At 58.5% G+C, this 26,813-nt stretch carries 20 protein-coding genes; 11 read left to right on the top strand and 9 right to left on the bottom strand.

The window, feature by feature from the left end:
• Positions 1 to 376: 376 nt before the first annotated feature.
• From THTE_RS01630 to THTE_RS01615, 4 genes are all read left to right on the top strand, one after another.
• Positions 377 to 1,675, top strand: a complete 1,299-nt coding sequence (locus THTE_RS01630; RefSeq protein ID WP_095413795.1) for a homoserine dehydrogenase — start codon at positions 377 to 379, stop codon at positions 1,673 to 1,675.
• Between the two features lie 140 nt (positions 1,676 to 1,815).
• The gene (locus tag THTE_RS01625) at positions 1,816 to 3,027 is read left to right on the top strand and encodes a cofactor-independent phosphoglycerate mutase (RefSeq protein ID WP_095413794.1); all 1,212 of its coding nucleotides are present in this window, start codon (positions 1,816 to 1,818) and stop codon (positions 3,025 to 3,027) included.
• 156 nt (positions 3,028 to 3,183) lie between these two features.
• Positions 3,184 to 4,959: an aspartate kinase gene (locus THTE_RS01620; RefSeq protein WP_095413793.1), complete on the top strand. Its 1,776-nt coding sequence runs from the start codon at positions 3,184 to 3,186 to the stop codon at positions 4,957 to 4,959.
• Positions 4,960 to 5,435: 476 nt separating this feature from the next.
• Positions 5,436 to 6,266: a hypothetical protein gene (locus THTE_RS01615; RefSeq protein WP_095413792.1), complete on the top strand. Its 831-nt coding sequence runs from the start codon at positions 5,436 to 5,438 to the stop codon at positions 6,264 to 6,266.
• Between the two features lie 125 nt (positions 6,267 to 6,391).
• Here the strand turns inward: THTE_RS01615 and THTE_RS01610 are convergent, their stop codons facing one another.
• The gene (locus THTE_RS01610) at positions 6,392 to 7,090 is read right to left on the bottom strand and encodes an RraA family protein (RefSeq protein WP_207651752.1); all 699 of its coding nucleotides are present in this window, start codon (positions 7,088 to 7,090) and stop codon (positions 6,392 to 6,394) included.
• A 705-nt stretch (positions 7,091 to 7,795) separates the two neighbouring features.
• On the opposite strand from THTE_RS01610, the gene THTE_RS01605 reads away from it, so the two are divergent.
• On the top strand, positions 7,796 to 9,541 hold the full coding sequence (locus THTE_RS01605) for a hypothetical protein (RefSeq protein ID WP_095413791.1): 1,746 nt from the start codon (positions 7,796 to 7,798) through the stop codon (positions 9,539 to 9,541).
• A 295-nt stretch (positions 9,542 to 9,836) separates the two neighbouring features.
• Here THTE_RS01605 and THTE_RS01600 read toward each other — a convergent pair whose 3' ends face one another.
• Both THTE_RS01600 and THTE_RS01595 read right to left on the bottom strand, forming a co-directional pair.
• Entirely contained in the window at positions 9,837 to 12,314 is a 2,478-nt protein-coding gene (locus THTE_RS01600; RefSeq protein WP_095413790.1) for a hypothetical protein, read from the bottom strand.
• A 205-nt stretch (positions 12,315 to 12,519) separates the two neighbouring features.
• Positions 12,520 to 13,638: an SAM-dependent methyltransferase gene (locus THTE_RS01595; RefSeq protein WP_095413789.1), complete on the bottom strand. Its 1,119-nt coding sequence runs from the start codon at positions 13,636 to 13,638 to the stop codon at positions 12,520 to 12,522.
• 174 nt (positions 13,639 to 13,812) lie between these two features.
• Between THTE_RS01595 and THTE_RS01590 the strand changes: the two genes are divergently transcribed.
• The 3 genes from THTE_RS01590 to THTE_RS01575 all read left to right on the top strand — a co-directional run bounded on the left by THTE_RS01590 (position 13,813) and on the right by THTE_RS01575 (position 16,499).
• The gene (locus THTE_RS01590; RefSeq protein ID WP_095413788.1) at positions 13,813 to 14,217 is read left to right on the top strand and encodes a metallopeptidase family protein; all 405 of its coding nucleotides are present in this window, start codon (positions 13,813 to 13,815) and stop codon (positions 14,215 to 14,217) included.
• A gap of 364 nt (positions 14,218 to 14,581) precedes the next feature.
• Complete coding sequence (locus THTE_RS01580) at positions 14,582 to 15,169, top strand: UxaA family hydrolase (RefSeq protein ID WP_095413786.1); 588 nt, start codon at positions 14,582 to 14,584, stop codon at positions 15,167 to 15,169.
• Positions 15,170 to 15,242: 73 nt separating this feature from the next.
• Positions 15,243 to 16,499 (top strand): UxaA family hydrolase, encoded by a 1,257-nt coding sequence (locus tag THTE_RS01575; RefSeq protein WP_095413785.1) that lies wholly within the window; start codon positions 15,243 to 15,245, stop codon positions 16,497 to 16,499.
• Between the two features lie 17 nt (positions 16,500 to 16,516).
• Here THTE_RS01575 and THTE_RS01570 read toward each other — a convergent pair whose 3' ends face one another.
• Positions 16,517 to 18,580, bottom strand: coding sequence for a PAS domain S-box protein (locus THTE_RS01570; protein WP_168175767.1), 2,064 nt, complete (start codon positions 18,578 to 18,580; stop codon positions 16,517 to 16,519).
• A 377-nt stretch (positions 18,581 to 18,957) separates the two neighbouring features.
• Here THTE_RS01570 and THTE_RS01560 point away from each other — a divergent pair, with 377 nt between their 5' ends.
• Together THTE_RS01560 and THTE_RS01555 are read left to right on the top strand one after the other, a co-directional pair.
• On the top strand, positions 18,958 to 19,989 hold the full coding sequence (locus THTE_RS01560; protein ID WP_095413782.1) for a DUF1559 domain-containing protein: 1,032 nt from the start codon (positions 18,958 to 18,960) through the stop codon (positions 19,987 to 19,989).
• Positions 19,990 to 20,060: 71 nt separating this feature from the next.
• On the top strand, positions 20,061 to 20,531 hold the full coding sequence (locus THTE_RS01555) for a hypothetical protein (protein ID WP_095413781.1): 471 nt from the start codon (positions 20,061 to 20,063) through the stop codon (positions 20,529 to 20,531).
• Between the two features lie 49 nt (positions 20,532 to 20,580).
• On the opposite strand, the gene THTE_RS01550 is transcribed toward THTE_RS01555, so the two are convergent.
• The 3 genes from THTE_RS01550 to THTE_RS01540 form a co-directional block, all read right to left on the bottom strand.
• Entirely contained in the window at positions 20,581 to 21,714 is a 1,134-nt protein-coding gene (locus tag THTE_RS01550) for a GNAT family N-acetyltransferase (protein ID WP_095413780.1), read from the bottom strand.
• Positions 21,715 to 21,942: 228 nt separating this feature from the next.
• On the bottom strand, positions 21,943 to 22,923 hold the full coding sequence (locus THTE_RS01545; RefSeq protein ID WP_095413779.1) for an ABC transporter permease subunit: 981 nt from the start codon (positions 22,921 to 22,923) through the stop codon (positions 21,943 to 21,945).
• A gap of 173 nt (positions 22,924 to 23,096) precedes the next feature.
• On the bottom strand, positions 23,097 to 23,375 hold the full coding sequence (locus THTE_RS01540) for an acylphosphatase (RefSeq protein WP_095413778.1): 279 nt from the start codon (positions 23,373 to 23,375) through the stop codon (positions 23,097 to 23,099).
• Positions 23,376 to 24,088: 713 nt separating this feature from the next.
• Between THTE_RS01540 and THTE_RS01530 the strand changes: the two genes are divergently transcribed.
• Complete coding sequence (locus THTE_RS01530; RefSeq protein ID WP_095413776.1) at positions 24,089 to 24,310, top strand: Flp family type IVb pilin; 222 nt, start codon at positions 24,089 to 24,091, stop codon at positions 24,308 to 24,310.
• A gap of 29 nt (positions 24,311 to 24,339) precedes the next feature.
• Here the strand turns inward: THTE_RS01530 and THTE_RS01525 are convergent, their stop codons facing one another.
• Together THTE_RS01525 and THTE_RS01520 are read right to left on the bottom strand one after the other, a co-directional pair.
• Positions 24,340 to 24,810 (bottom strand): hypothetical protein, encoded by a 471-nt coding sequence (locus THTE_RS01525; protein ID WP_157731616.1) that lies wholly within the window; start codon positions 24,808 to 24,810, stop codon positions 24,340 to 24,342.
• A 92-nt stretch (positions 24,811 to 24,902) separates the two neighbouring features.
• Entirely contained in the window at positions 24,903 to 25,478 is a 576-nt protein-coding gene (locus THTE_RS01520; protein ID WP_157731614.1) for a sigma-70 family RNA polymerase sigma factor, read from the bottom strand.
• Between the last annotated feature and the right edge of the window lie 1,335 nt (positions 25,479 to 26,813).

The following is a 26,813-nucleotide window of genomic DNA, read 5'->3' as shown; positions in this document are numbered from 1 at the left end:
TACCGGGATCTGGGCATTGAGCTATCGTCCATGCGCAGCATGGGCAAATAATGAAGTTTTGCCACGGGGATTTGATCGATTTGGCGATTCTTGACGTCTTGGAGGGGCGATTCATGAATCGGCCCTACCGGGGTTTGCTGCCCCGTATCGACCCGCGGTAAACGAAACACGGAAATCGTCTTGATCGGGATCTGACCGGTTCTGGAAGGGGTCTCGCCGGCGCCCGCTGTGCTTTACCTTTCAGGCTGGCTGATTTAGGATAAGGGTTTACACTCTGACGGGCGGGATCGTGCTTCATCCGAACGCGGAGTGCGACTAGGGGAGGCGGTTTTGAACATGCCCGGGGTGTCGTCCAGCGGACAGGCTTTTAATATCCATGACTCCAGTGAAAGTTGCCATCATTGGGTTTGGAACGATCGGTTCCGGCGTGGCCAAGCTCCTTCTGGAGCATGGTGACCGGATTTCGCGGCGTGCGGGGCGGCCCGTCGAGCTTGTGCGGATCGTCGATAAGGACCTCGTTCGTCCGCGCAACGTGAGTGTGCCACGGCAGTTACTCACAGATGATATTGACAGCGTCATCAAGGATCCCTCGATTTCCATCGCGGTGGAACTGATCGGCGGGTTGGAGCCCGCCCGCTCCATCGTCCTCTCGCTGCTGGAACACGGAAAAGACGTGGTGACTGCCAACAAGGCGCTTCTTGCGGAACACGGTCCGGAGCTTTTCGAAGCCGCCCGACGGTTGGGGCGATCGATTGCCTTTGAGGCATCGGTCGCGGGGGGCATACCGATCATCGCAGCGATTGGGGAGAGCCTGACCGCCAACGAGATTCTGTCCATCCATGCGATTCTCAACGGGACCAGCAACTACATTCTCACTCAGATGGAGGAGCAGGGCCAGGAATATGCGGCAGCGCTGGCCGAAGCGCAGCGGCTCGGATATGCAGAGGCCAATCCCGCTATGGATGTGAGTGGTGCCGATGCGGCCCAAAAGCTGGCCATCCTCGCCCAACTCGCCTTCGGAGCGGAGGTCAACTGGAAGGAAATTCCGCGGGTGGGAATCGACACCGTCCAGGCCGACGACATGCGCTACGCCACAGAACTGGGATACCATATCAAACTGCTGGCGGTTGCGGAACGGGTCGATGGAGAGCTGGAACTCCACGTCTCGCCGACGCTGGTGAAAAAGGGCACACCGCTGGGCGAGGTTCGCGGGGCGTATAATGCGATCCGCATTGTGGGGGATGCCGTGGGACGGGTGTTTTTCCACGGTTTGGGAGCTGGGCAGATGCCGACGGCCTCGGCGGTCGTGGCCGACATCATCGACACGGCGGTAGGTCGCGCGGCGATCACCTTCCGCACCCTGCGGCTTTGGTCCAATGATGGGCCGAAAGTCCGGCTCCGCAATCCCGACGAAAGCAGAAGCCGGTTCTATTTGCGATTCAATGTACAGGATCGGCCGGGAGTCCTGGCCGAGATTGCCGGCATTTTAGGACGGAACCAAATCTCGATTGCTTCTGTCATCCAGCATGAGACCGAAGAAGAGGCGGAAGGAATTGTTCCCCTGGTGATCATGACCCATGCGGCGGCCGAAGGCCCCATGCGGCGCGCCATGGAACAGATCGATCAACTTCCCGTGGTCCGTCCCGGCAGCGTGTGGATGCGTGTCCGCGATTAATGCGTGCTGCGTGGAGGGTCTACGCTCTCGCACGGCCACCGAGAAGAGGCATGCTCGGCTTAGCGTCAAACGGATTAAAACGGACGGAACGACATTGAGGTCACCATCCCGCGGGCAACAGATCTTCCAGTACAATTCCCATGAAATACGCGATCATCATTCCGGACGGGTGTGCTGACGAACCGCAGGAGGCGCTGGGCGGAAAAACTCCCCTGGAGGCTGCCCGGACTCCCGCGATGGACGCCATTGCGCGACAGGGTGTGGTGGGGCTGGCCAATCATGTGCCTGAGACGCTGCCCGCTGGCTCCGACGTGGCCAATCTCAGTCTGCTGGGCTACGATCCACAGACCTACTACACCGGGCGGGCTCCATTGGAAGCGGCGGCTCAGGGGATCGAGCTGGGCCCTCACGACTGGGCCATCCGCTGCAACCTGGTGACAATCATCGACCAGGTGATGCGGGACTTTACGGCGGGTCACATCTCCACCGAGGAAGCCCGGCAGTTGATGGCGGCGCTTCAGGAAAAGCTGGGGTCTGAGCAGTTGCAGTTTTACGCGGGGGTGAGTTATCGCAACCTGCTCATTTATCGCGGAGGGAATCAACCTGCCCCGTTTTCCCGCGATACCTTTACAGTGCCACCGCACGACCTGACCGATCAAAGCGTCCTGGATGCTTACCCTCGTGGTCCGGGAAGTGATCTGCTGGCCCGGCTCATGGCCGAAAGCGAAGTCGTTCTCGCGGACCATCCCGTCAATCAGGCACGAAAAAAGGCGGGCAAGCTACCCGCCACGAACATCTGGCTGTGGGGACTCGGTGGTGCCCCGCAACTTCCCCGATTCGAAGAGCGTTATGGCGTGAAGGGGGCCATGATCACCGCCGTGGACTTGCTGCGGGGACTGGCGGCGCTGTTCGGCTGGCCGCGAATCGATGTGCCCGGTGCCACCGGTTATATCGACACTGATTACGCCGCCAAGGGGCGCTACGCCGTGGCCGCCCTTGCCGATTACGACCTCGTGTGTGTTCACATCGAGGCCCCGGATGAGGCCAGCCATGAAGGCAGCATCGAGGAGAAGATTCGCGCCATAGAGAATATCGACGAAAAAATTGTGGGTCCAGTGTGGGAGGCCCTTCGCTTGCATGGAGAATACCGGATCATGGTTTCCCCCGATCATCCCACCCCTATCCGCATCAAGACCCACAGTCATGGATGTGTACCGTTCGCCATAGCCGGCACGGGCATCAAGCCGGGTAACGCTTCCGGCTATCACGAGAAAGCGGCCGCCCAATCCGGGCTGATCTTCGAAGAAGGCTGGAGGGTGATGGGCTATTTTCTCCACGGACAGAACCACTAAGGCGGTTTGCCGTGTGAGGGATTTGCGGACGTGGGTTTCCTACGTGGCTTGAGAACACTGTGGCAGGGTTACGCTTCTTTCAACCGCACGACACGCGAGCACAAGGAAAATCGTCGGGAGGAAAACACAAGTTTTCAAAACCGAGGGTAACTGACGATGGCCATTCTGGTGCAGAAGTTCGGTGGGACAAGTGTTGCCGACGCTGAAAAAATTCTGGCGGCCGCCCGGAAGGCAATCCGGGCACAGAAGCAGGGCTACCAGGTGGTGACGGTGGTCAGCGCCATGGGGCATACCACTGACCACCTCATCGAATTGGCGAAACAGATCGATCCCGATCCGCCTGCCCGGGAAATGGACATGCTCCTTTCCACCGGCGAGCAGGTGAGTGTGGCCCTGATGGCCATGGCGATCCACCGATTGGGACATCGCGCCATCAGCTTTACCGGGGCGCAACTGGGAATCCGCACCGACAGCACGCACACCAAAGCCCGCATCCGCTCGATCCAGACGGATCGCATCCGTCAGGCGCTGGATGAAGGGTACATCGTGATCGCCGCGGGTTTCCAGGGAGTCACCGACACGGCGGATATCACCACTCTGGGACGTGGTGGGAGTGACACTACGGCAGTGGCCCTGGCCGCCGCTCTGCGTGCGGAAACCTGCGAGATTTACACCGACGTGGACGGCGTTTACACGACGGACCCGCGGCTGGTCCCGGAAGCCCGCCGGATGAGCCGTATCAGTTACGATGAAATGCTGGAACTAGCCACCGCGGGGGCGGGCGTCATGCACAACCGCTCGATTGAATTCGCCAAACGTTTTTCCGTGCCCGTCCACGTGCGGAGCAGCTTCAGCGACATGCCAGGCACGCTTATTTCCTGGATGCCGGAATCGCGAAGCGTTCCGGTTTGTGGGGCGGCCGCCATCCTCAAGGAAGCACGGATCACCGTCCGCGGTGTCCCGGATCAGCCGGGCAACGCCGCGGCGATCTTCTCGCGGTTGGGTGCCAGGAACATCGCCACCGACATGATCGTTCAAAACGTCGCTGAGGGCGGTCGCGCAGACATTTCCTTCACGGTATTTCAGGAAGAGCTCCCGGCCGCACTCCGCGTCGTGGAAGAAACGGCCCGGGAAATCGGAGCCGAAGGTGTCAATTACGATGAAAACGTGGCCAAGGTCTCGGTGGTGGGCCTGGGAATGGCCAAACAACCGGGTGTTGCCCAGCGGATGTTCCAGGCGCTGGCCGACAAGGGCATCAACATCCTCATGATCACCACCAGCGAGATTAAAATTTCCGTGCTTGTGGAGCGGGACCGCGCCGTCGAAGCCCTGCGGACGGTCCACGCAGCGTTTGAGCTGGATAAAGAACCGCCGCAGGCCGAGGAAGAAGCCCGACCGGAAGAATTGGGCAACGACCGCGATCGGATTATCGGGCGACTGCATGGGATGGAAGATCTGGTAATCGAGTCGATCTGTCTGGATGAAACCCAGGCCTGTGTGACGCTTTCCAACATTCCGGATCGCCCGGGGCTGGCCGCCCGCGTCTTCCGCCAGGTCGCGGAGCGCGAAATCGTTGTAGATATGATCGTGCAGAGTGTTGGTCGGGACGGCAAAGCGATGATGAGTTTCACCGTGCCGCAGTCGTCCTACGAGGCGGCTCTGGCTGCCTGCCGGCCTTTCTGCCAGGAGATCGGGGCTGCTCCACCGACCGGCCGTCCCAAGGTCGCCAAGCTCTCGATCCTGGGAACGGGATTGAAAAGCCACATCGATGTCGCCAGTCGGACCTTCAAGACCCTCGCCCATTCGCAGATCAACGTGGAAATGATCAGCACCAGCGAGGTACGGCTGAATGTGGTGACGACGGGCGACAAAGGCCGACAGGCCCTCACCGTCCTGCGTCAGGAATTTGCCGAAGAGCTCCTCGATCTGTGATTTCGCCCGGCGTGGCCGCAGCGGTCAGAAACGAAAAAATTTCTCTGCCGCATCGTTCCCCCGTCATCGGGTGCAGGGCGTCCTGTCCTGGGCTATGGTGCACGCCGTTTAGGGTAAGCCTTCTCTGGCGGACACGATAGGCGTGGCCAACCAAGAAAAGGACATGACAAACATGTCCCTCCGAAAGGACACGACAAGCGTGTCCCTCCGGAACGCGGACACGACAAGCGTGTCCCTCCGGAATGTGTCTGCGAATCGAACTTCGCGGTGAAGTGGAGTGTTTGCCGGGGGACTTTTCCGTCATAATGAAAAGGGAAAACGCTCGGCCGGGCGGAAAACTCCGCCGATGGTGTGCTGATCGCTGAGGAAACGCCGGCGATGAATTCGTGATCAGAAGGGGTTCGTAAGAAAACCCGGCGGGATTGAGCGTCTTATCCGCCGCGATTGCCTGGATGCAAACAATCGGGAGTCCCGCTATGCTTCTGGAAAGAGAAGAATACATCGAGCAGGCGTATTTCTTTCGGGCCCTTCGGGAACGTCTCGATCAGGGGGTTTCCACCCAGGAACTTCTCAAAACCATCAAACAGGAAATCCTTTCCACGACCAAACTCCCCCTGGCCATTGACTTCATGACCACCGAACTTCGCTTCACCGGGGGATTTGCCTCGGCCATGGCCAGGCTCAGCCACTATTTCACCCCCTTTCAAGCGTTCGTCATTCACGAAGCCGAACGGGAAGACGGACGGCTGGATTTCCGCGTCGCGCTGGAGATCCTGGAAAAAGAAGCGGAGTACAAAGCCAAAGGCGCGAGCGTTCAGGGTGTTTTCCTCTACCAGTTTGAAACCCTCTGCCGCAATCGCCTGGGATACGACAAGGGGCTGGAAGCAATGGCTGGAGATCCCATCTACGATGAAAACTGGCGGGAATTCATCCTCGATCTCCGCCGACAGGTGGGTCTCATCGATATTGCGGATATGATCTTCGTGCGGAGTGAATACTACCGGCAGCTCCGCGGGGATTCCGGCAAGCCCATTCTGTTTGGTGAAAAAGAAGGAAAGATTGCGCTGGCCAATCGCCGGAAGGATCCGCTCTACCTGTTCGCCGCGCTCTCCCGACATTTAGGCTATCCCTCCGTCCCCCGGCCCAAACGCGAGGAAATGGTCCTTCTCAATTACTACACCCTTCTCCGCCGGGTGGAACGCCTGGAAATGCGCATCAAACTGCTCGAAGAAGAACAGCGGGGAGGAATCGACCTCAGTCAGTTCTACGTCAAGCCGGAGGATCAGCAGAAGGACAAATCGCGCTGACCCTCCCCACGCAAGCGTCTCGCCAGCGGCACGCACATTCAGGATAGAGCGGGCAAAAGAGCCGGCAGTGTGAATACTTCAAGAATGGCCGGGGAAGAAAGCGACTTTCGGCCGGAAGGGCCATGTCAGATCATGTTGTGTCGGGCAAAGACTTCCACCGCGGAGGCGCCGGCTTCCAGTTCGCGACGGGCTTCGGCACGCTTCTGCACACGCTGCAGGGCGGCCTCCACCACATCGGCCTCCGCTCCCTGGGGAATAATGCAAACCCCTTCGTGATCTCCGAAAATCAGGTCACCCGGCCGAATCCGCACATGCCCAATCTGCACCGACACACGAAAATCCACAACCTTCCCCCGTGTCCGCTGATCCTGGGCAAACGCCCCGCGAGAGAAAATCGGGAACGAGAATCGGGCAAGGGCTGCGGTATCACGGACGCAACCGTCCACCAGGGCACCGGCCGCGCCCAACTGGACCGCGCGGACGGTCATCAATTCGCTCCACATGGCAAGCTCATTGCGACCGCCCGTGGCCACAAAGACTTCCCTGGGACGCAGGTCATCCAGGGCCTCCAGCATCAGTCCGAACGGTTTGGCGAAGACCGGGTTCAGTCCACTGGGAGAAAACGTCTCGTAACAGTCCGCAAAAAGCACCGGCATCGCCCGACCCACGAGCACCATCCGGGGATCCAAAGGGCGGATGGCGATCGGCAAGAATTGGGCGTTGAGCCCGATCTGATCCAGCACCTCTCCCACCACCGCCGTGGAAAGCTCTTGCCGAAAGAGGGCGAAGAGCTGCTCGTCGTTCTTCCACAACTGGTTGTTCATGAGGTTTCTCCGATGACGAGATCGAATCTCTGAAGCGGAGGAATACCCGCGGGCATGGTTACTTTAGTTCCACCCATCAAACATAGTTTGCGTAAATCAGTCAGATTGTCAACTTGATGATAGGATTTTCGGTCATCCAGGTGCGAACGCCGCGAGTAGTGTGCGCAAAAAACCGGTTTTTCTTTTCTTGTCGGCAGGCCGAGGTTTCCCCCGGGCACGACAGGCGTGGCCTTCCCAAAGACTTCCCGGACGGATCTCCCTGACAATCCGCTTTCGGAGGGACGTGCTTGTCGCGTCCGCTTTGCCCGTTTCCACCGTCCACTCCAGCGACCGTGCCTCGTTTGCGTGTTTGGGTTCCCGCTTGACCGCAGCGGCAATTTATGAATTGCCCCAAAGCACATTGTGCCTGTGGCGTCTCAGGGGGCTTTTTCCAAAAGGCAGGATGGATCAGCCGTCCAGTCCTGTCGCTTTTCTGCGGGAACTCCCTTATACTAATCTATGCTTTTGCGAACACACGCGGACAAACCTGCGACGAGTTCGCTGTGGGAATACGTGGATGTTCGGGGCGAAGAAGGAAACACCGTCCGTCTCGTCTTGACGTAACGTGTCAGGGAGGCAACGTGTATAGCCTGTCGATAGAGTAAATCTGGCAAACAGGATTTACAGCACCCTCTGGTTAGAAAAGGGAAGGAAAGGAGTTGCGTCATGAGGTCGTGGAATCTCTTTGGTGCTTTTGTGGCCGCAGCATGCGGTCTCTTGCTGTCGCTACCAGGGCAACTTCTGGCCCAGCAACCGTCGGCGCCTCCCAGTGTGGAGGTCAAGCCGGTTGTGGTGGTCAGTTTCGCCGGAATTGATCGGCTGTTTGAGGACGTTGAGTACCTGGGCAAACTGGCTGGCATGGAGAGTCTGGCCGAGAATCTGAAAAACTCGCTGGCGGCTCAAACCGGTGAGCCGGGCGTCCCCGGCGTCGATGCCAAGCGGCCGTGTGGTGTTGTCGTGCAGACCAACGGCTTTCAATTCCTGGTGGCCGGTTACGTCCCCGTCACGGATTTTGATAAGACGCGGGAATGGCTGAAAAGCCGAGAGATCGAACTGAAACAGGAGGGGGACCTGTGGTCGGCAGACCTCCCCAACGGCCAGACGGTGTTTGTGGCGAACAAGAACAACTGGGCGATCATAGCCGCGGACAAGCAGGTGTTCTCGCAGGTCGGTGACAATCCGCCGCCGAGCCTGACGGAGCTTTCCGGCACGCACGACCTGAGCGTTCTGCTCTACATGGCGAATATCCCGCCGATGTTCAAACAACTCGGCCTGTCGATGATCCAGCAGGGGATGGAGATGGCCCTCCAGCAGCAGGCCAAGGAGACCGGCCAGGACGTCACCCAGCAGCGGGAAATGATCCAGCGCTCTTTCCAGCAAATGCAGGTCATGCTGGATGAAATCGACACGATGACCGTGGGACTGACGGTGAACAGCCCGCAGGCCGCCATCTCGCTGGTGTACACCGTGGTACCTCGCCCGGGTACCGAGTACGCTCGCAACCTGCGTCAGAATCAGGACGTGAAAACCCGGCTGAGTGGCTTTGTGCTTCCGGACGCCACGTTCATGCTGCGGGAAACCGCACGACTCGGGCAGCGCGATATTGAGCAATTTAAAGCGACTGTCATCCCGAATTACAAAAAGCTCTTCCGTGAGTCGCTCGACAAGGAAAAAACCCTGACCAAGAAAGAAAAGCGACTGGCCACCGACTTGATCGACGCCTTGCTGGATGCCCTGGGAGCCACGGTCGAGAAGGGCACGCTCGATCTGGCTTTCTCGGGTCAGATGAGTGATAAGCAACTGACATTGCTCTCTGGCATGATGCTCGAAGATGGTGCCAAAGTGGAGAAATCATTGCTCAATTTGCTCAACCAGGCTGCGGAAAAGGAACCGGATGTGAAAGAACACTTTCACGTCAATGCAGCCGAATACAAAGGCTTCCGGTTTCATGTTCTCGATCTTCCGGCGAGCAAGGTGACGGACGCTCCCGAACCGATCCGCCAAATGATGGGCGAAGACTTTGCCTTTGTCCTTGCGTTTTCTGATCACGCCTTTGCGATGGCGGCCGCCCCCAAAGCAACTGACCTGCTCAAGAAGGCCATCGATCAAATGGACAGTGAAACAACCGTGACGAAGCTGGCCGACATGTACATCGCTCTCAATCCGCTGATGAAGTTCATCAGCGTGGTCGCAGAAAAGGCAGAAACCCGCGACCAGGTGCAGCAGTTATTGCCGCTGGTGAGCTCGAAGGACCGTGTCACGCTGACCGCCAGCGTGCAGGGCGACAAAGGCACCACGCAAATCGATATTGAGGAGGGCGTGGTGAAGCTCCTCGTCACCATGGCATTGACCCTTCAGCAGAAGGCCCCGCAGGGTCCGCTGCCGCTCCCGCTTCCATCGGGCACTGAGTGACACCATGCACCCGGTCGTGCCTGACCGGATGCGTGTGGTGGCCAATGAACGTGTCGCACGACACTGAGGCCCACTTCTTTTAATTGAATATGTCTAAATTACGGCCTTCTGGCCGATGACAATCCGCCAGAACAGAAACAGGGACGACTGGCTGGTCGTCCCTGTTCTTTTCACTCGGGGGATAGGCTTTTTCCCGCTTGCTTATGAGTGCCTACCAGCATGGATCAGGACCGCGTTGCTCTGGGAAAGGCGGTGCAAACGCACCGTGCTGCCCGATGCGTTCTGTTCAGGACGGCTATCGCGAATTGCCAGCGCTGAGCGTGTCACGCGAATCGGACGATTCGACCTGGGCGGCTTGCAACTCTTCCTCTTTGGGACGATCAACGATGAATCCGCCCGTCCCCCGTCGGGTGATCGCGTTGTTTTTCGCGCCCGAACCGTAGCGGTCCATCCCGCCGTAATCCACCACAAAACTGAAATTACCGCCGCAGGTGGGATACGGGTGGTAGGTGATAGCGCTCGACGCATATCCCTGGCTTGTGCCACTGTATTCATCGGCCCCTTCGAAGTCATAGAGAACCCCCAGGCTAGCCTGGGCACCCTGCCCCTGAACTCCTCCCACCCGGGCGAGATAGTGATCGTCGCCGCTCAGTTCCAGCAGATAGCCCACCGAGAGGTCCCAACCAAACCCGGTCCCCATGATGGAACCGTGGTACTCATCGTCACCTCCATCGTCGATGAGGGCCCCCACACCCATGTGGCATCCCCAGCCATTGCCAAAACGCTGAAACCGCTGCTGCGTTCGCGCGGAGCCATCATAGGCCTTGAGTGTGGCCCCCAGCCGACGGTCATTGCCAGCAAAATCCCGGGCGAAGCCGATGGCAAGCCAGTAACCACCACCCTGGCCGAAATAGTCGAACTCGTAGGTGTCATCCCCCGCTCCTTCGAGGAGCACACCAATCCCGCCGTTGGCAGCTCCCCGAATCCCTGAGCCAACGCCCTGGCCCCACCCTTCGTAACCCGGCGTCTCGGGATACGAGTCGTACCAGCGACCGCCCACGTAGTAGTGGTCGTCCCCGGCAAGGTCGTCAATCAGGCCGAAACCGAGTGGGCCACCGAATCCCTGGGCCCACATCGCAGCGTGATAATCGTCTTGCCCTTCCCGGTCAATGAGCACCCCCACACCTCCGATGGCCTGACCCTGCACGCGGCGAAGCCCCAAATACTGGTCGTTTCCAGCCCAATCCACAAGAATCCCCACACCGCCCAAAGTGCTTCCCTGGGCCACATCCTGCGCCCAGTAGATGTCGTTTCCCGCCAAGTCGATGAGCAGCGAACCACCGAGGATCGCGGCCCCCTGAATTCCCGGCAGTTTACCCTGATAACGGTCGTTCCCCGAATAATCGAGGATGAGCAGCAACGGGCGATCGACGGAGACCGTGCCCTCCCAATACACGTCGTCGCCCCCCAAATCGACAATCGCAACGACACCTTTCATCTCTTCAAGGCGGTACTCGTTAATGCCCGTTCCCCCCACCACAATTGTTCCCACAGAGGTCTCGATCTTCCGTACGACAGTGCCGCTGACGCCGGGCACGGCTGTTTGCGTTCCGTGACCTGCCGAGCCGCCGAGTGCTTGCCGGAGGCTCTCGAGGAACAAGCGGTCGTTGAGGCCAGCCAGCACTTCGGCCATGTCCCATTGCGCCGCCCGATCCATTTTTTCCAAAAGCTGCACAAGCCGCCTCGCACTACCGCGGTCGTTGACGGTGTGCCCCACAACGGTGTTGGTGGTCATCACGTAATTGATGCGTCGCGCGAGTTCGGTGAATTCAGCCTGTGAAAGCGGCTTGACAGTTTGTGCGTACAGGTTGTAGGCCTGGACAAGGGTTCTCTGAAGGAACTCAACCGGATCGTTCGAATGCTCATCGAGCTCGATCGTGGAGGGGGGCACGTCCATTCGGGCCCGCGCGGTTCGCAGCAGGAAACGAAGTCCCGCCGCCCTGTCAGAAAGCGCACCCGCATGGAGGTACCGTGTGAACTCCTCCGCTTCCTGAGGGACACGAAGTGGCTCGCGGAGAAGATGGTCGAACCAACTCAGCCGGGCCAGCCCGTTGATTTCATTCCCTGTATACACCCCTCGGGTGGCGGCCAGCCGCGATGCCGTGTAGCTAAGGAACTGCTGGAATCGGCTGTCCACGCCAGTGGAATGCATTTGACCAACTGTTTCCGGGGCCAAAAGCTTGACGATCCCCGATGCCAGGGGATGGCCGACCGCCGAGGGGTCGATCTTGGGTGCGTTCCCTTTCTGTGGAGATGGTTCCCCTTCCCGGTCTTTTTTGGGGCTAACCGATTCTGCCGATTCCTTTGGCCGGGGTGCTTTCGGTTCAGCGGATGGGCCTTCGGTTTCCGCCCCGGACGGCGGGGACATATTCTGTTTGTCGGCGGCAGAGCCTTCTGAAGGCTCGGACTTAGCTTCTTGACGAGCCGGGTTTGCGCTACCGGGGATCTCGTTTGCCTCTGCTCCGGGAGGTGCGCCAGCCGAGCCCGATCCGCTTCCCAGGTCCAGCTCTGGACCTTCCATTTTATCCGGGTCGTCCGCGAAAACCGCCAAGTCTAATGAGGTCACTTCCACTGCGGCAGCGCGACTGTCCGGCTGAAAATCTTTCCCGTCGCCAGGCCCAGCGAGGACCAACCCGATACCACTCATCCCGCACACCCCAAAGAACCCCAAAACAGTGCACCACTTCACCATGTCGAGGCATTTGAGTTTCATCTGGGACTCCTTCGGAACGCTGGTTGGCTCGATGGGTTCTCCACGGAGTCCGGGGCCAGCAGTGACGGCTGATGAAAAAAGAATCTCCCCGGAACCACAGGAGGGCGACTATCTCTTTATCGGAAGGAAATACCGAGGGAAAACACGCTAACCCAATAGGCGAAGATCCGAATTTGGGCAATTTGTATCGGATCCCGGTCCGCGCTCAGGTAGGTCGTTTTCGCCTGGCTTTCTGCCGCACGACAACAGGCTTACGTTTGAACGGCCGCATCAGAGCCGCGACGCAGATCTCCTGCTTGTTATACCACAGATGTCGTGCCCGAACCACGTTGTACCCCCAACTGCGGATGCGTTCCAGATATTCGGGGATTCTGTCCGCCAGGGTCCACTCGGGCAACTTTAACGTGAGAATCATGCCCCGGATATTGATCTGGGGGTAGGTGACAAGACTTTCCACAGCATCGAGGGTGTAATTAGGAGCGGCGTTGATGTCGGCGGCGAGCCAGCGAATTTTCCTGAACGCGCGACGTGGTGCCTGCGTCGTCCGACGGCGCAGGTGGGTGAATTTGGGATGTTTTAGAACAGCCGGGTGCATCTCGGCCGGGTCCACACCGAGGACCTCATAACCGCGATCGAGAAGGGCCTGACTGGCCCCGCCGGGTGCACTGCCCAGCTCCGCCCACCGGGCATTGGGCGGTACAGGAAACTGCGACCACCTCAAGGCCTCTTCCATTTTGAGATATGCACGAGAAACGGCATGCTCTGGCAAACAGAGTGGAAATCTTCCGCCGGGATAGAAGGTTTCCGGACCTTCCAGGCGATGAATCCCCACCCACCATTCGTCGGGGTCCACGATGATGCAGTCGAGAACCCACTGCCCGCGAAGTCCCCTACGAGGAGTCGTGTCCGGCGCGACAAGATTGACGGACTCAGGAGCAGCGGCGGAGATGAGCGAGCGAATCTGCTCAACCTCGTCCGGCCAGGGGGTGTCCGGATCGCTTCGGCCGGGGGGTGCCGAATCCCGTGGCCAAACATGTACCATCCGAACGGGGATTTCCCCAATCAGCTTCCAGACCTGCCGCGCCGCTTCCGCCTGATCACCAACCTCAACACGTCCCAGCGTGAAGCCCCATGCCCGCGCAAAAACGGCCTCGAACCGAAACCCCTCCAGAGGTTGGGTGGCGTCAGCGAATTTAAACGTGACGAAACCGCGACGGCTGAATGCCGGTCGTAAAAAGGGATACTGCCGAGCGGCTTCCCGTTTGAGAACGTTCTCGACCCCTGATTGACACGTCGCAAAAATAAAGGGCGGCAGAGTTGTCATACTTTAAGCATACGGGGATCGCAGCCCAGGGGGAGGACCGGATGCCCGTTCTGACATCTGAAGGTTCCGGCGGACAATCCCTCGATGAGGTTAAGACCAACCCCCGCACACTATGGCACCAGTTTACAAAGTTTGGCGCCCCAGCAGTTTAGAAGCGCTCGCAAGTAATTCACGATGGATAAAGACACCCGGAAATGGTTTGATTCCCTCCTGGAAGAGGTTATCGAGACCCTTCCTCGACTGGTTCGCAACGCCATGAACGAGGTTGCCCTGTACGTCGAGGATCATCCGTCGAGGAAAGTCATGGAAGAGTTGAACATTTCCGATCCGCGCGACCTCTGGGGCCTTTTCACCGGCGTCCCGATTCAAGAGAAGGAAAGCCACTGGCTGGGCGGTCCTCCTCGTTTGCCCGATCGGGTAACCATTTATCGCGAAGGATTATTATGGTCGGCGGTCACCCCCGAGGGGACAATCGATCCAGAAAAACTGAAGGAACAGATCCGCAAAACGATTCTGCACGAATATGGGCATTACTTCGGGATGACGGAGGACGAACTGGAAGAGTTGGGCTACGGTTGACGCGCGGAGCGAGCTCTTCACACGGCTGATGCGTGTCGACCAAACTTCACGATGTCGATCCCGACTTGTAGCCCATCACTACTCTAAAGGCTACAATAACGCGCTGGTGGGGCCTGCCGCCGGGTATTCCGTGTTATTGCTGCTAATGGCAAAGGACCAGGTGCCGCGTGAAGGCGGTGCCGGCGATCTGGTTTCCCATCGACATTCACTGAATGAAACACGCGTCCCAACGGTGTTGGCGGATCAGGGTGCTTTTTTCGGCTGAGCCGCCACAGGTTGCGGTGGCCTTTTATCTCGGTCCAACGCTGCCGCGAAGCAAAAACCCGGTTGGGGCGTTGGCTTGTGGGAAAGTGAGGACATCGCGATGAAACCGAAACTCCTCCGGTTGCATCCCCAGGACAACGTCGTGATTGCGACCGCGGCGATCAGGGCGGGGACAACCCTGCGGTTGGACCGCATCAAATTGCAGGTCATTTCGAATGTCCCCATGGCGGGCAAGATCGCCACGCGCCCCATCGCGGAAGGTGAAAAGATCATCAAATTTGGGCATCCCATTGGCCACGCGACACGAAATATTGAGCCGGGGGAGTGGGTTCACACGCACAATCTGGCCAGTGACTATCTGCCCACGCCAAAGCGCGCTTCAGCGAAGGCTGCAAGGGAGCAGGCAGAGGTGGCCGTCTCTGCTTTTCCAGAGGAAGATTTGGACACGGGCTCACCAGCAGCCGAAGTAACGGAAGGTCTGGAACTGAGCGCCGACCTGGAGTTGAGCGAGGAAACCACCGCGTCCCCACCCGCGGCATTTCAAGAAACCGATACCGCCCCCACTCCAGATAACAGCGTTCCGGCACCGCCTGCTGAGGAAAGCACCGCAGTCCCGGGCGAAATCAGCTCAGAAGGGACGGGCGAGTCGGAGGCGACTTCTGAACGCGGTGGTGCTTCCCCGGGTTGAGTGACTCTCAGGACCTCACGCGGAATACTGCGGCGCGACCCGCGCTTGGATATTGGATATAGGAGAAAAAGCCATGGCGTCCAGCCCCGTCGATCAACACCAGACCCCTGCTCAAAGGCTCGCCGAGCAACACACCTGGCAGGGATATGCCAGGGCGGATGGTCGTAAGGGCATCCGCAACCGACTGCTCGTCGTCTACCTGGTTGAATGTGCCCGACATGTGGCGGAGGAGATTGCGGCCCCCTTCCGACGGCAGGATGTGGAGGTGGTGGGGTTTCCTGGTTGTTACCCCAGTGCGTATGCCGAGCGGATCCTCCGTCAATTGACCACCCATCCCAACGTCGGCGGTGCCCTGCTTGTTTCCCTGGGGTGTGAGAGTTTCGACCGCGATGGGCTGGCCGCGGCCATCGCCGAATCAGGTCGGCCCGTGGAAACCATCGTTATCCAGGAAAGCGGTGGTACGGCAAGAAGTATCAAACTGGGGCGCCAATGGGTGAAAAACACCCTCCGCCAACTCGCGGATGTTCCCCGCTGTGCCATGTCTATCTCTGACCTGGTGGTGGGAACGATTTGCGGAGGCTCCGATGCCACCAGTTCCTTGACAGCCAATCCTGCGTGTGGGCTGGTGTTTGATCGGCTGGTGGACGCCGGAGCGACGGCCATCTTCGAGGAAACCGGCGAACTTCTGGGGTGCGAGTCCCTCCTGGCAGAACGGGCTGCCCGACCGGAACTGGCGGAGCTTCTGCGGGCAACTGTGGAAAAAGCTGCGCGCTACTACGCCACCCTGGGTCATGCCAGTTTCGCTCCAGGAAACACCGAAGGCGGCTTAACGACAATTGAAGAAAAATCGCTCGGCGCTTATTTGAAGAGCGGCCATCGCCCCATCGTCGGAATCCTCAAGCCGGGTGACGTTCCGCCACAACCCGGCCTGTACCTCCTGGACGTCGTCCCCGATGGCGAGGTGCGTTTCGGGTTTCCCAACATCGCCGACAACGCGGAAATCATCGAGCTCATCGCCTGTGGATGTCATCTGATCCTCTTCACCACGGGCCGAGGTTCCGTGGTGGGATCCGTGATTTCACCCGTTATCAAGATCTGTGCGAATCCCGAAACGTACCTCCGCATGAAAGGCGACATGGACATCAACGCGGGCGAGGTGCTCTCGGGCAAGGCCACCGTGGAAGAGGTTGCGGACCGCATTTTCAAACTCCTCCTCGAAGTGGCTGGCGGTCAGCAGACCGCTTCGGAGAAACTGGGTCATCGGGAGTACATTCTCACCTACAAATACTTCGAACCACTTGGTCCCGCGTGCCTTCCCGTTTCCCGTTGAGGTTTTCCCCACCGCACCTACTGCAATTGATTGGCGTCAGAGCCGCCCGAAACGACCGCGCCCTGCCGCGCAAGCTCGGCGTTGAGACAGCGAGCCCCGACTTTGGCGGCGCGAAAACACGTATCACCGGTTGCGGCCCCACATTCGCAGGGAATTCCGGAAACCCGCGGGGCGTATTTGGCAACCAGTTTGAGGAGCGTGCACCGATCGAGCGGTTTGGTGGCGAAATCGTCGCATCCAGCCAGAAAGCACCGCTCACGCTCGCCAGGTTCAGTGCCGGCTGTGAGAGCGATAATCGGCGCTGTGTAACCGGATTCCCGCAATAGCCGGACGACCCGGTATCCCTCCATGTCGGGAAGATTGATATCGAGAAGAATGCAGTCGAATGGTCTTCCCTCCCTATGATTCTCCAGGGCCATCCGCACCGCGTCGCGGCCGGTCTCTGCGGTGGATACCTCGACCCCGGCCGACTGCAAAATGTGTTGGAAAAGGCGCCTGGTTTCAATTGCGTCTTCCACGAGGAGAGCGCGTGCCTGAATACGACAGCTTCGCGACAGACCTTGGGGGCTTTCCGATAAAGTGTGTTCCTGAATTTTTCCCTCCGTGCGTAACTCGGCCGGGTCGACCCACTCAAACTGATCGGCGGGGCCGAGAGGAATCGTTACGCGGAAATTACTTCCCAGCCCCACCTCGCTGACAACCGTGATGTCGCCGCCCAGACGCCGGGCCAGACTGCGGCTGAAGGCCAGGCCCAGGCCGGTGCCAGGAAATCGGGCATTGACGCTGGGATCGCCACGGTGGAAAGGCTCAAAGATTTTTTCGCATATTTTGGCGGGAATGCCAATGCCGGTGTCAATAACTTCAAACAGGAGGGAGCACTGGCCGTCGTCGGTTTGCGGCACCTGGACCACAAGCCGTACCGAGCCCGATTCGGTGAATTTGATCGCGTTGCTGAGGAGATTGATGAGGATCTGTCGGACACGCACCGGATCAATGCGGATGCGGCGTGGGACACGGCCGCGAATTTCCAGGCGAAGCGGCAATCCTTTGGTCCGCGCGCGGATCTCCATCAACCGGATGACATCTTCAGCGAGTTCCACCAGAGAGCAATCCCGAGGGTTGATTTCCAGGCGTCCCGATTCGGACTTGGCAAGCTCCAGCAAATCGTTGACGATCTGAAGCAGATACTGGCCATTGCGCAGGATTGTTTGAATGGCGGCAATTCGGGTGGGTGGAGCGCGGTTGAGATCGCCTTCGATCAGAAGCGTCTCGGCATATCCGAGAATGGCCGTCAGGGGCGTTCGCAGTTCGTGCGTCACGCTGGCCAGGAATCGGTCTTTGGCCCGCAGGGCAGCCTGGGCTTCCTGCCGGGCTTCTTCCAGTTCCCGGACCAACTGTTCGAGCTTGGCGGCGTGATCACGGAGGGCGATTTCGGCCTGTTTTTGTTCGGTAATGTCGGTGACCAACCCCATGCCCCCGCAGTATCGACCGGTCTGATCGTACACCGGCGCCACAGCCGCCAGGATCCAGCGTACCTCTCCATTTTTCCGCACGATGCGGAGTTGATAAGTGGAAGAAAGCCCCTGACGCCGTAATCGAAGCTGCTCTCGGACAAGCTGGTGATCCTCTGGATGAACAAAACGCAGCAGTTTCTGACCGACTATTTCTTCTTCCGATCGGCCAAAGATCTCACAGAAACTTTCGTTCACCAGGGAAAACCTGCCGGTAGGATCCACAACGCCGATGGCGGCCTTCGTTTGTTTTGTGATGAGCCGGTAGATGAATTGTTTACCAGTATCGGCTTCAGGAACGGCGTAAACTCGCAGCAGACGATAGCCAGCGAGGACGATCGCAGAGATTCCGGCCACCCACAGGAGCCCCAGTCCGAGGACCACGCCGGGAGACCGGATGTGCGGATCGGCCAGGAACGTTCCCCACAGAGCCGCCAGTATGGCACTCGACCACACGAGTGCCACCAACCACACGGCGCGCTGCAGGTGATGCCGTCTGAGACTCGGCATCACGTCTGCTGTTTCCGCCTTCGCGAAGGGCTGGTTGCTGTGCTGATGTATCGCAGTCAATGGTGCTCGTCTCTTCCCTCGATGGCACTGGAAATGGCCAACCAATGCAAAAAGGATGCGCGGACCTCCCACAAAAACATAGGTTTTTCTTGACCGTGAGGATGATCGTCAACCGTTTTGCGCCCTCGGACAGGCCAATTTTCACGCGTTTTTTGCCGAACGTATCACTGATGCAGATTGTGCCACCGCCGGAAACGACCACGGTCGAAGGATCTTGGTTCTGAAAATCGTCGGCCACAGCGTTTGCGCAAAATGACAATGGATTTGCGCAAAAGTGGTTTGCACTGGGTGTGTCACCGGAGTAGCATAACTTCGGGGAGGCTGGTCGCAGTCAGCTTTTTCAATGTGTGGGTTCTTCTCAAAAGGAGGGTCCTCGTATGTCCGCCCATCATCCGACAAGAAGTGGATTCACGCTGGTGGAGCTCCTTGTGGTGATCGCCATCATTGGGATTCTTATTGCGTTGCTTTTACCGGCGGTCCAGGCTGCCAGAGAGGCAGCGCGGCGTTCCCAGTGCGTTAACAACATCAAGCAACTCGTGCTGGGCTGCCACAATTTTCATGACAAGTTCAACGAATTCCCCTACGCCCGAAAGTACGACATCTGGGACACCTATACCTGGACGCAATTGATTCTTCCCTACATCGAGCAGCAGGCCGTGTATGAGAATTACTGGACCCTCCCGCAGCGGGGCTATGTGACCAGCTATCCTGGCCCAAACGGACCGATTGGTGATGACACGCGACTTCGCACAGCCCGCCATACGCGTATTCCCGTGTTCAATTGCCCCAGCGATGGTGGTCCGTGGGGAAATGAACTCAACACGAATGCCTACGGATTCTATCGGGGAAACTATCGCGGATGTGTGGGCTCGGGGGACATGTACGGTGAGGATGTGCAGGACGGAACCAGTGGCCCCTGGAAGCCGGGTGTCTTCGCTGTCCGGCACAACCAGAGCTTTGATACAGGGGCAGGTGTGGAAACGCGAGGTGTGCGAATTGCCGAGATCATTGACGGCACGTCCAACACAACCATGATTTCCGAAGGAATCATGCCCACTGTGACCTGGTGGGGCGGGCCCATCGGGAGTATCATTTACGGCAACATGGGCGGAGCGCTGTACAGCAACGCGATCACCCCCAACTCCACTGCCCCCGACCGAATCATCGGCCCCTGCCCGCAAAACCAGGGCGATACCATTTACACCGAACCCTGCGTGAGTATTGGCGGCAACGCATGGTGGACCCCCAGCGCTGCCCGGGCGTATGCTGGAGCGCGTAGCCGTCATCCCGGCGGTGTCAACGTGGGTATGGCGGACGGTTCTGTCCGGTTTTTCAGCAACACCATCGACCTGCTCACCTGGCGCTACCTGGGTACCCGCAATGGGCAGGAGTCCGTGCAAGCGTTCTGACGGCGGAAATGTTTTTGATCCGAATGGTGCCTCGGCTGAGTCCACAATATTAGAGGAGAACGGATGGCATTATGAGAAGTTCACAGCACTCACGCTCCAACACGGGAGATCCTTTGCGCGCTTTGATCCTGGGACTGATCGCTTTCCTGGGATTCGCGCTGGTCAGCTTGCCAGGATGCAGCAAGTCGGACGGGGTGACGGTCTCTGGAACGGTCACATTTGACGGCCGTCCCGTGGAGGAAGGTTACATCACGCTCTCGCCCGCCGACGGAAAAGGTCCCAGTGCAGGGGGGCCCATCAAGCAGGGGAAATTCTCGATTTCCGGCGTCCTCCCCGGAGAAAAGATCGTCTCCGTCACAGGCGGTGGCAAAATAGAGTTCCCCAAGAGCAGTGAAGAGATGGCGCAAATGGCCGCCCAAGGACAGCAAATCCAGGCGGCCCCGCAAATTCCTCCCAATGCCAAGGGGAACAATCAGAAGGTGACCATCACCAACCAGGGGCAGCAAACCCTGGAGATCAACCTGTCATCTCCAGGCACTTGATCTGCGCTTTTCCATCGGGCGAGACGACCAGAATCGCTGGAAAAAATTGTCACGCTGAGCGCCGGGCGAGAAGCTGCTCGGTCGAGAACAGCCGCGTATCCCACCAGCGCTTCCAGCGGAGGAGCTGGGCTCGCGGAGACCGGGGCGAAAAGTACGTGTAGCGGTAACTTTCCACGAAACCGGTAGCCCACGCCTCTTTGCTGGCAAGCGACCCGGGTCCAAGATCAAATTCTTCGTCCTTTCGCTCAAAAGAATCCCGGATCATCCAGAACTTGAGCACGTTCCCCGGGCTTGCATCGGCCCAATCGGGATCGTATCCGGTCCGCAGACCGAAGACACGCCCCTCGTAAACGTAGTTGTAGGCGAAGGCGACGGGCTGATCATCCACGGTTAATAGATTGAGGTCGAGGCAGCCCAGCTTGACCGCGGCCTCGTGGACATCACGAAGAAAGCCGTACACGGATTCGTGCGAGAGTGTTGTGCCGTGATCCTGGTGAGCTTGCCAACTGCGGGACGCCAAATTCACGCAGGCATCGAAAAGGTCCCACCGCGGATCATCGTCGCCCCAGGTGGCGCCGGCGGGACGATAGCGTACCAACTCCACGCGACCCCGTGCCAGCAGCCGTTTTTCCGCCCGCCGCAGATTATTACGAAACTTGCTGCTACGGGTGGCCCAGTATTCCTCCCATCCCATACGCCCGTCGATCACCGCGGACCGGTCCCAGATCTGCGCCAGGGGGACCAAACCGATCTGCTTCATGGCCATCGGCGTACGAAGCTGATCGCAGCGGTCCCGATCGACCCATCGCAGGTCGAGGACGTCCCAGTCTCGTCGGGACTCGGCAAGATGTCGCAGCGCGACCAGCAGCGTCGCTGTGGGATGTGGTCCGATCGGCCCAAAAAAGTCACCCCAGTTGTCCAGAGGATACGTCAGAACATGAAATGCCCCCAGGCGGGAAGACTCCCGACGAAGGACCAGCGGCAAAAGGCCGATGACTTCATTACCGTCGGAAACCACGAGCACGCGAAAAGTCTGCGTGTCGCCGAAGTGCTTCCACGCGGTCGCGAACCACTCGAAACTCTGAAAGAACGAGGTCCGGCGGGTCTTTCCCCAAAGTTCCCGCCAGACAAGCTGGAGCGAGGCGAGCTCGTCCCACCGCGTGATTTCGGCGACATGGACCATGGCACGGGATATCCTTCAGGGCCGCGAACCTAACAGAGAAAGCTAACCGCACCTCTACTTGGCCGCAAGTCCCATGCCTGTGGAAAAAGACGGGGCAAATCGCGATGAAAGGCGGCCAAAACGCTTACGGGGACGTGGGCGAATTGTTCCAGAAGAGTACATCCCAGCGTTTTGTGCTGCCCAAAAGCAACACCCGGCCGGCAAGCCGAACCCTGGGATCGCCGCTTTTCAGGCGAGGTCACGGTCCTCAAACAGGAGCAACCCCAGGACCATGCTCAGCCCCATGTACACGAGGCTGTACAGCCCAGCCAGGGCCAGATAATCCCAAGAGACCGGCCGTCCGGTGGCGATCGCCGTCTCCATGCTGAAGTATTCCAGTCCCGGCAGAACCACGGCCAGAAGTTTTGCCGCAAATGCTACAAACTCCAGGCGATCCGCGGTTTCGATGACCACTGTCGGCAAAAGATGGCCCAGCGCGTAAATCGACGCGCACACCAGAAGATTGGGAAGCAGCGGAAATCGGGTGGAAATGGCAGCCGCGACGGAGGCCATCACAAGCGCCTCCAGGTAGGCCAGTGCCAGCCCGGGGACGCTCTGGAGAATCTCCCCCTGACACTCCTCGACGGTGGGGTCAGGACGGGAGACTTCCCGGGCATCGTATTTCACTTTGTAAGAAACGGCACACAGAAACAGTGCTCCCAGCACGATGAACATCACCGTCACAGGGAGCATCACACCCAGGAACTTTCCGATCAGCATCTTCCACCGCGCCACCGGCTTGCTGAGCACGGTAAGAGCGGTGCGACCTTCGATCTCTTCGGCGATGGACACACTGGCAGTCCACACCGCCATGACAATGGCCAGCAACTTGATGAACGTCAATCCCTCGGCTTTGAGGAGTTTGATGTCTTCGCCAAACGTGTTGTAAGGGAGAATCGGCGACAGAAGCAGCATCACAATCCCCAGCGACAGGAGAATGTAGAACAGGGGCTGAGACGTTGCCTCTTTACTGGTTGTCCGCAAAATGGCGGCCACCCGCGGCGCCAGCCGTCCTAATAGGGCCAGCGCCACCCACAGTCCAACCACCGCCGCCAAGACGCCCACCGCGACGATCCACAAAGGTTTGATCCATACGGGAAGCATCGCGAGGAGCGTCTGAAGCGAGCTCAACCAGTCCGCTACGGGAAAGTTTGGGTTTACGGTCCACATAGGCGAAGAATACACCTACTCGGGGGGATTATACCCCGATCCATAACCAGAGACACACTTTTGACAATGGGCAACTGCGTGCTTCGCGTTACGTTCTTCTTTTTATTGTGGTTCACGGGAAGCAATTTTGCCAGATTTTGGCGACTGCCCCGTCTCTCGCCGAGCGGGCGGTCTCACGTCCCGCCATAACGGATGGAGAACCGCTGGAATTTCTGCGTGGCCGGCCCCCGATTCACATCCGCCGAGCGAATGAAACCTCCCAAATGTTGGTAAATCTCGCTCACGAAACGATCAATCTCTTGAGGATCCCCTTCCACCACCAGATGGACCCGCCCATCCGGAAGATTCTCCACATATCCCGTGACCTGATATCGGGCGGCAATTCTCTGCGTCGTGTAGCGGAAACCCACTCCCTGAACCATTCCCGAAAAGAAAATCTCCCGCTGTTCCATAACTCCGGCCTGCTTTCTCGTAGTTCGAGGAACGAACTTCTGGCGGTTTTTCAGTCAGTCTCCTTGAGATTGCTCCACGCAACGAAGCACAAGCATTCTTTCCTCCATTATGGAGGGGGTTAAATACTGGCGGGAAGAGCGTTGCGCAGGGTCAAAGCAGCGTCCTGTCTGACCAATCGGCCGTTTTGTAATGATCCGTCAATGGCCAGAACGCCGTCTTGTAGGGGCGATTCACAAGTCGCCCCTGCCTGAATATGAGGACTGTACGAACTGGAGGGGGCCCGATCGGTGAAACGGGGAAAGCCAAGTTCAAAATACGAACCTGAGACTTAGGTCCAACCAGGCTGAGTCCGACTCCTGCCCAGGGCCCTGTCGAGGGTCGCGTTCCCTTTCCGGCGGCGCAGATAATCAGGGATGATGCAGGGGCCCGCGAGGGGTCGTCACCCATGTCGATGCAATACCCCACGGACTCCGTTTTTGGCCGCACAATCGTCGGTGCCCCGCTGTTTTCAGGAACCACCACTCCCATTATTTGACGTTCCTTCCAGAAAAAACTAGGTTTCTTATAGAGCCTTTTTCCTGGGGAAACCCGTGTGCCGACGGCTTTTCGAACTCCCTCGACGGTGTGCCAGAATATCGGGCGGCGCGCCGTGAGGCGGCACGCGGGAACTGTCAGCATCACGACGTAAATCACGACCTGGTGAGACAATCCCATGCGTCAATCTCGTCTTCCACTTTGGCAAAAACCTCCCTTGTTCCGGCGAGAAAGCCAATTCATTTGCGAGGAGCACGGCGCCACGACGGTCGAGTACGCCGTTATGCTGGCCCTACTCCTGGCCGTGATGATTGGCGCTATCAGTCAGGTGGGAAGCCAGACGAACGGGCTGTGGTCCGGGATTATCAGTGATCTTCAGGCGGTCGGGTTTATCCCCTAGAGCGGCTGCCGTGCATGGAGCGGAACAGGTCACGGGCGATCATGGGGAAGACGCTCTGGTGGCGGAGGGATGTGACTCGCCGGAGAGGCTGATCGGGAGCAATTCTCTGGCGAGACAACTGGATTGTCCGCAGTGAGGTGTCGGAACCAGAGGACTCCCGCTGCGAAGCCCACCAGCAGACTGAGAATCACTCCGTAGATGAGGCCGGGCCGTGGGCTATCCGGGGTGGGCATGGGGGCCGATGAATTGGCCGACGTCTCGATCGCCTCGGTCAGTCGCAACAGTTTTTCCTCTGCCCAACTCTGGGCCAACTGGCGGAGCTGGCAGTGCAGGCCCACATATTGCCGGAACAACTCGCGGGCCTCCCCGTCTGCCAGCAGCAGACTTTCCAGCCGACGGTGCTCCTCGGGGGTGATTGTCTCATTCACGAGGGCATCCAGAAGAGTCAGAAGTTCATCGCGGATTTTGCTGGAGAGCATGGCTCGATCGGGATCTTTCAAATTGGCCGACCGACGAGATCACCCTCTGCTGCGTGCTTCACAAGCGCGGTGTCCTCTCGCAAATGGCTCATCCAGCAGAGTGAGCATCCACGTCAGTTTTCGGCCAGGGCCTGTTGAACCTCAGCGAACAGTTTCCGACGGATGAGGTTGAGGCGGTTGTACAGCGTTTGCGCTGCCTTCCCGCGTCGCTCCGCGATTTCCCGGATTGAGCGACCTTCCGCATAGACTTCCAGCAGCAGGTCCCGCTCATGCTGCGGAAGTTCCGCCAGGCAGCGGCGGAGGACTTCCAGGCGTCGGTCGCTTTCTTCGGGATCTTCGCGCTCTTGCGCCATTGTATCCAGGAGTTCCTGGCTAAACGAGAGGCGCGAACGCGAATTGACGCGGAAGTAATTCCTCACCTCATTGTAGGCCATGCCACAGGCCCAGGCGAAGAAATCCGCTTCCCGATCGAAACTCTCAAATTTCTGCCAGAGCAAAAGACACACCTTCTGAAAAATGTCCCGTGCGTCCTGCTCGTTTGGCACCATACTGAAGATGTATCCGAATATCCGCCCATGATATTGGGTGAAATACCCCAGAAATTCTTCTGTCCGGTCCCTGGTCGCCTGCGAAGTAGAAGACTCGGTCCAACCCCGCACTTCGGAAATATAATCGGCGACGGCTCCCATGGTATGACTCCTCTCGCTCGGACCATGGTGGGTTGTGACAACCCGGCGGGCTGGCATCCAGCCATTCAGCGTCGTCCGTGACGGAGGGTCAATCTCTCTTGAGGCAGCGTGGGCAACTCCTCATTGAGCCAACTGATTTAGCCCGATTTCCCCTTCTGACTTCACTCAACCGACTTATCCGATGGTCCGTCGCACCGCTCCGTTCTCACTGCTGGCGATGGACCCTAATGATAGCACCGTGTCGCATCCGTCAATGGTGCTGAACCAGGGCGGGATTGTTTGAGGCGGGGTAATTTTTGTGTCTGCTTGCTTCACCATTGTATCGTCCCTCGCCGTTCAATTTTACCGGTTGTGACGCAAAAGTCAGCCCTTTTTCCGAGTTTTGAGCCAATCAGGTCCACCAGCGTGGGGGGAATTACGGACATTTGGCCTGCAATTTGCTAAAGCTGATACCGTCCACAACGCATGTGTCTCGAGGCGCGCATTGGCCGGTCGGCTGCAACCCGATCGTCGAAAAAGCGATGTTCCGCCGAAACGCGCCCGCGTGCAAGTCACCCCCTGTTCCTCTACCGACGGGGTCGCGGACCTTCTCATCAGCCCGGAGGGACGTGCTTGTCACGTCCGTATTCATTCGGAGGGACCAGTTTGTCAGGTCCGCTTTCCAGAATCGGATCATGGATTCGCTTTCGGCGGGCACGACAAGCGTGCCCCTCCAAACGATTTCTCGGAGGGACCTGCTTGTCAGGTCCGCATTCAACCTTGGATAATCAACCCAATTCACTCGCGTCTCGGCAGGGGCAATTCATGAATGGCCCTTACAAGACAACAGGCACGGCATACGGCGATTTCTCGAAAAACTGCTGTTGCGGCCAAAGACAAGTTTCGGTAAAAGTTCCGGCCGGTTGTACGATAGAAGGACGACGGGAAAAGACGAACCCGCCGAAAACAAAAGACGAAACGCCTGAATCGATCTTGCCGATAAATATGGATGGAGGGTTGAAATCGAGGAACGCCGAAATAAGCCCTGGCAGCAAAAAACGAAAAATTGGGCTTGCGGCAAAGCTCGTGATCCTGTAAATCCTCCATCGCCTCGCAACGGTGAACACGACAACCCTCAACAGTTTACACCAATACAAGAACCGGCCACGACCTCAAAGGCGTGGCTCCCGCCAAAAAACCTTTCCCCCCTGACCCACCAGTTACACACGTTCTGCGGTTGAAAATGGTAACCTATCCGCAGAAGCCCACCTGAAGCAAGTTGGAGACAGCAGGTCTCGCCGCAAAGAATCTGCCCGTGTGTGCGAGACCAACCCACCAGATCAGTGTGAAAACACG

The sequence above is a fragment of the Thermogutta terrifontis genome (assembly GCF_002277955.1).
GTDB lineage: Bacteria > Planctomycetota > Planctomycetia > Pirellulales > Thermoguttaceae > Thermogutta > Thermogutta terrifontis.
Note: the sequence above shows the minus strand (reverse complement) of the source record. Positions and strands in the feature narration are given on the sequence as shown.